Below are 247 nucleotides of genomic sequence, written 5' to 3' on the forward strand. Positions count from 1 at the left end.
GACGCGACGGCCGACGCGAGCACCGCGTCCGGTTCGTCCCGGCGGCGCAGGGTGGCCAGTTCGCGGATCGCGAGCTCGCCCCGTCCGTCGGCCAGGCTCAGCCGGGCGGCCTCCACCCGTAGGTGGTCGGCCAGCCACGGGTTGTCGTCGGCGGCCTCGGCGGCGGCCGACTCCAGGCGGGCCAACGCCGGGCGCAGGCGGCCCTCCGCCTGGTCGACGCCCGCCGACACGGCGTGCACCAGGCAGC

At 78.9% G+C, this 247-nt stretch carries 1 protein-coding gene; it reads right to left on the bottom strand.

Annotated features, from left to right (window positions below; translation table 11 throughout):
• The coding region (locus SACPADRAFT_RS33035) for a hypothetical protein (protein WP_198048333.1) at positions 1–247 on the bottom strand (247 nt) is incomplete at both ends.

Origin of the sequence: Saccharomonospora iraqiensis subsp. paurometabolica YIM 90007, from assembly GCF_000231035.2 — a bacterium.
Classification (GTDB): Bacteria; Actinomycetota; Actinomycetes; order Mycobacteriales; family Pseudonocardiaceae; genus Saccharomonospora; species Saccharomonospora paurometabolica.